Genomic DNA, 5,436 nt, shown 5'->3' on the forward strand with positions numbered 1-5,436 from the left:
AAGCGAGCAAAAAACCGAAGGTTTTCTAATTTAGTATTGAAAATAGTGATGAAAACTTAAAAGTTAGTTTTAGGTCTCCACTTCGCTACGAGATGAATCCTCAAAATCCCTTCGGGATTTATATATTTCCTTCGCTTCGCTCGGAAATGCGACAAAATTTATCATAATAATAATAAATAATAACAATTTTAATATACTATAGCCACAAATAGTAATATAAAATATTATTAAAAGGTGATAAATATGAAGATATCAATCTGTGGAAAGGGCGGCTGTGGAAAAAGCTCAATAACAACTTTAATTGCTAAGGAATTTGCCAAAAAAGGATATAATGTTTTAGTTGTCGATGGAGATGAGTCAAATTTAGCCCTACACAAACTATTAGGTACGGATATGCCAAAAGATTTTATAGAGTATCTTGGGGGCAGAAAAGAATTTGTGCAAAAGTTAAAATCCCAATCAATAGGCGATATTAAGTTATTTGATAAACTATCAATTGAGAACCTTCCAAAAGATTATATTACAGAAAAAAACAATATAAAACTTTTAGCAATTGGAAAAATCCATGATTTTGGAGAAGGTTGTGCCTGTCCTATGGGATATGTATTGAGAGAATTTTTAAAATCTCTAAATTTAAAAGATAATGAAGTTGTTATTGTGGATACTGAGGCAGGTATAGAGCATTTTGGTAGGGGTGTTGAAGGGGGATGTGATATAATTATGGGAGTTATAGACCCAACATATGAATCCATAGGATTATCTAAAAAAATAGAAGAAATTGGAGAAAAATTGGGTAAGAAGGTTTATTTTATAGTGAATAAAATGGATAACGAAACTAAGGGATTAATCCTAGAAAAGGTTAATGAGGATAAAATAATAGGAATCATTCCAAATAATAAAGACATCCTGAAACTTGGATTAAAAGGAGAAGAATTAAATGCTGAAATACCTGAAATTAATGAAATTGTAGAGTATTTAACTAAATAACTCTTTTTATTCTTTTATATTTATAATTACCAAAAAATTTATATAATATCATATTTTTATTCATACTATTTAATATAAAATGGTGAAAATATGATAAAAAAAATAATGGGTTTATTAACAATTATAATCGTTGCCGTAGGGTTTTGCGGATGTATGGAGCAAACTACTAAAAAAACGACTGCAAATGAAAATATTGAAAAGACAAAAATAACAGATATGCTTGGAAGAGAAGTTGAAGTTCCAAAGGAAGTAAATAAAATAGTATGTGTAGGACCGGGATGTTTGAGGTTAATTACATACTTAAACGCAACAGACAAGGTTGTTGGTGTAGAAGATGCAGAGAAGAAATGGAGTATCTATGGAAGACCATATAGAATAGCCCATCCAGAATTGGCAAAACTTCCAACTATTGGACAGGGAGGGCCTAATCCAAAGCCAAACCCTGAGGAACTTATTAAGGTTAAGCCTGATGTATTATTAGCATGCTACATAACAGAGGAACAGGCAAATGATTTGCAACAAAAAACAGGAATTCCAGTTGTTGTTTTAAGCTATGGGCAGTTGGCAACATTTAACAACGAAGATTTATTTGATTCCATAGAGCTCGCAGGAAAAATATTGGACAAAGAAGAAAGAGCAAAAGAAGTTGTTAAATTTATAAAAGATTGCCAGACTGATTTAAACGAGAGAACAAAGAATATCTCAGATGATAAAAAACCAACAGTATATGTTGGAGGAATAGGGTTCAAAGGAATACATGGAATTGACAGTACGCAATGTAATTATCCGCCATTTATGGCAGTTAATGCAAAGAATGTTGTAGATGAGTTAAATAAAGAAGGACATGTATTTATAACAAAAGAACAGCTCTTAAAGTGGAATCCAGATATAATATTTGTGGATGAAGGGGGCATAAAACTTGTTAGAGAAGACTATAATAAAAATCCCGAATATTACAACTCATTAAAGGCATTTAAAGATGGAAATGTTTATGGACTTCTTCCTTACAACTACTACACAACAAACATTGGCACAGCATTGGCTGATGCCTATTATGTGGGAAAAGTAATTTATCCAGATGAATTTAAGGATATTAATCCAGAGCAGAAAGCAGATGAAATATATACATTCCTTGTAGGAAAACCTGTTTACAATACAATGAAAGAAAAATTAGGAGGATTTGAAAAATTGGAGTTTGAATAATTTTATTTTTAATCTTTTTTATTTTCTATTTTTATTTTTAAAATTATCTTTATAATAATTAAAATATACCGTAATATTTATATAGAAGTATCCTTAAAAATTATTAATCAAAAATTTTTTAATGGTGATGATAATTATACATATCCACCAACAAGATATGAAAGAAAATTTGGATATACATCAATTACAGGATGGCCAATAATATTATGGTCTGATAGTATATACCAATGAATGGTAAAATAGCTTAATCTTTTAACTTTTTTTATTATTTTATTTAAATTAAGGGGGGGGTCATTAATGAAATATTCAATACTAATTCTTTTCCTTGGAATTTTTTTATATATGCCAATAACATTTGGAGAAGATATAAGTGGAGGATGGAGTTATAGTAGTGATTTTATTCATATTGATTCAATTTTAATGAGCAAAGATGGAAAATATATCTCAGTTGGAGTTTATGACCATACAGTTGATAAACTCTTTTATATATACCTCTTTAATAATAATGGGAAAATCATATGGATTTATAAAGAAAATTACTATTGTCCATTTACTATGACACCTAATGGAAAATATCTCGTAATAGGAAATAAAAATAACATTTATCTATTTGAAAATAATAATAAATCTGTAAGAATGGTTTTTAGTTATAGTTTAAGAGAGTATATCTCTTCAATTTTTATAACTAATAATGGAAAATACATCTTAGCAGTGGATAACAATAGTAACATTTATTTTTTAAATCAAAAAAATGGAGTATTGTGGCATAAAAATATAAGCGATAAAATTAACTCTATCTCATTAATATCTGATGGAAAATACATTCTTATAAAATGTAAAAATGAAAATTATTTATTTAACAGAGAAGGTAATTTATTATGGAATACTACAAAAATATCCTATATAAGTTCTAATGAAAGTTATATCTTCTCAGTAGATTATAATAACAAAACGGTCTTGAAAGTTTATAATATTAGCAATGGAAAACTGTTATGGAGTTATGTAATGGGAAATAATGAATATACAACATCTAAAAATATAACATGGATTACAAATTGGTATGATGTTGATTCAATAAAAACCTCTTTTGATGATAAGTATATCACTGTAATCTATGACATATACTGTGGGGAAGAGCCGGAAATAATTCCATCAAGTAGTGGTATTTTAGTATTTAATAATAAAGGTAAATTACTATGGGAGAATCATACATACAGCGGGAATGTTATTACAGCATTTTCTATGACACCAGATGGAAAATATATTGTTATAGGAACTGGATCTCCTCCTACATCATCTGCCTATGGAGGAAATGTTTCAGCGAAAGTGCTATTATATAACAATAAGGGAAGTTTATTGTGGAGTTTTGAAGAAAATTACATTGCTGGAAAAGTTAAATTAGTTTATATAACATCAGATGGAAAATATATCTTAGCATGGTATAACAATGGAGATATCTTTATATTCAACAATAAAGGAGATATACTCTGGCATTATAAATATAGAGAACTTACAAATGGCATACTATATGAGGGATTAATTAATAATGTTTATATGAGTTCTGATGGAAAGTATGTTGTTATTAAGTTATGGGATGGAATTAACTATTTTTATACAAATATTGGAGATACCAACAATAATAAAAACACGATAAATTTATATACCATATATGCAATCTTAATAATAATTTGTTTAGTATTTGTAGGATTAATTATTAAAAATAAGTCAAAATAAGTGAATAATTCAATATAATTTTATTTTTTGGTGATAAAATGTCTCTTTTAAAATGCCCTAATGAAAGTCCAGAAAAAATATTAAAACTTTTTGATGAAATTTATTTAAAAACAAGGATTTTTTATTTATTAAAAACTGCATTAGATTTGAATTTATTTGATTATTTAAATGATTTTAAAAGTGCGGAAGATTTGGCAGATATGTTAAATACAAATTTAACTTTAACCGAATATATGTTGAGAATATTCACTGAGCTCGGAATTCTTGAATCTTGTGTTAAATATAATGACAATACCACGTATCGAAATACGGAAACAGCTAATATATATTTAAAAAAAGGTTCAAAGTTCAGTATAATTAATCCAATATCATACTACTTCGAAAATATCAAAAATTGGGAAAATTTAATTGATATTTTAAAAAATAAAGATAATTTTTCCAAAACTAATACTAATAACTTTTTTCCAGAAGTTGTTAAAAGAATGGCTGATGAATGCAAATGCTGGGAATTACAGAAGGTTTTAAATTATATTTCAAAATATGAAGAGTTTAAAAATGCCAAAAAACTTCTTGATTTAGCTGGAGGACATGGGTTGTATGCAATTGGATTTAGCATGTTAAATAAAAACCTAAAATGCTATGTTTTTGATTTACCAAATGTTGTTGAAGAAACAAAAAAATTCATTGAAAAATATAATGCAAAAAACGTCTCAACAATTGCAGGAGATTTTTATAAGAATGATATTGGAAATGACTATGATATAATCTTTACATCTTACAATCCCGGAGGAAAAAACCCCAATATAGCAAAAAAAGTTTATAATGCTCTAAATAATGGTGGATTATTCATAAATAAGCAGTTTTTTTCAGAAAAGGAAGAACGTATTGAGGACTATTTAAACAATATGGAATGGAACTTTTCCAAACCTGCAGGACTTGAAAAGAGTAGATTAAGATTTACATTTAAGGGGGATTTGAATTTTAATGATTATTTGAAATACTTAGAAAATTTGGGCTTTAAAATTTTAGAAGTTGTATATATTCCAGAACTTTTAGGATTTAAGGACAATTCACCAGCAAAAATGATTGTTGCTAAAAAACTTTAAATTAATTGTATGCTTAACCATAAATTTTATGGATTATCATAAATAATAAATCATTATATAATAAAGTTCAAATATAAAGAAAGGAAAAGTTATCACTGTAAATTATGAGGGTGGAATATGATATTCGAGAAAAGTAAATAATACATCATAAATTGGAAGTCAAAAAAAATAAAATAGATAATATCAAATGATTACTTGTGAACTACTGTCCTTACGGACGGAGCTTCCTGCTTCCGACCCGTAGTCTCCACAGGCGTCACTGCACTTCCCAGCCCTAGGCTACCTTTTCTTTTCGGTAGCAATAAATATTGTGAGAATAGTTATATAAATAATTTTCGGCTTTCATCCCCTCCCTTATCTTCGAGCGAAGCGAGGAGATTAAACAAAATGCTTCGCATTTTGTAGC

The 5,436-nt window shown here is 28.0% G+C and carries 4 protein-coding genes; all 4 read left to right on the top strand.

Annotated elements, in window-relative coordinates; all coding sequences use genetic code 11:
- Window positions 1–243 precede the first annotated feature (243 nt).
- Window positions 244–987: a P-loop NTPase gene (locus tag F7B34_RS06090; RefSeq protein WP_292460945.1), complete on the top strand. Its 744-nt coding sequence runs from the start codon at window positions 244–246 to the stop codon at window positions 985–987.
- Window positions 988–1,077: 90 nt separating this feature from the next.
- Window positions 1,078–2,190, top strand: coding sequence for an iron ABC transporter substrate-binding protein (locus F7B34_RS06095; protein WP_292460946.1), 1,113 nt, complete (start codon window positions 1,078–1,080; stop codon window positions 2,188–2,190).
- Window positions 2,191–2,487: 297 nt separating this feature from the next.
- A complete protein-coding gene (locus F7B34_RS06100) occupies window positions 2,488–3,924 on the top strand; it encodes a PQQ-binding-like beta-propeller repeat protein (protein WP_292460947.1) in 1,437 nt (478 codons plus the stop codon).
- A gap of 38 nt (window positions 3,925–3,962) precedes the next feature.
- Window positions 3,963–5,030, top strand: coding sequence for a methyltransferase (locus F7B34_RS06105; protein WP_292460948.1), 1,068 nt, complete (start codon window positions 3,963–3,965; stop codon window positions 5,028–5,030).
- The last annotated feature ends 406 nt before the right edge of the window (window positions 5,031–5,436 follow it).

Origin of the sequence: Methanothermococcus sp. (assembly GCF_015523155.1) — an archaeon.
Classification (GTDB): Archaea; AGJL01; Methanococci; order Methanococcales; family Methanococcaceae; genus Methanofervidicoccus.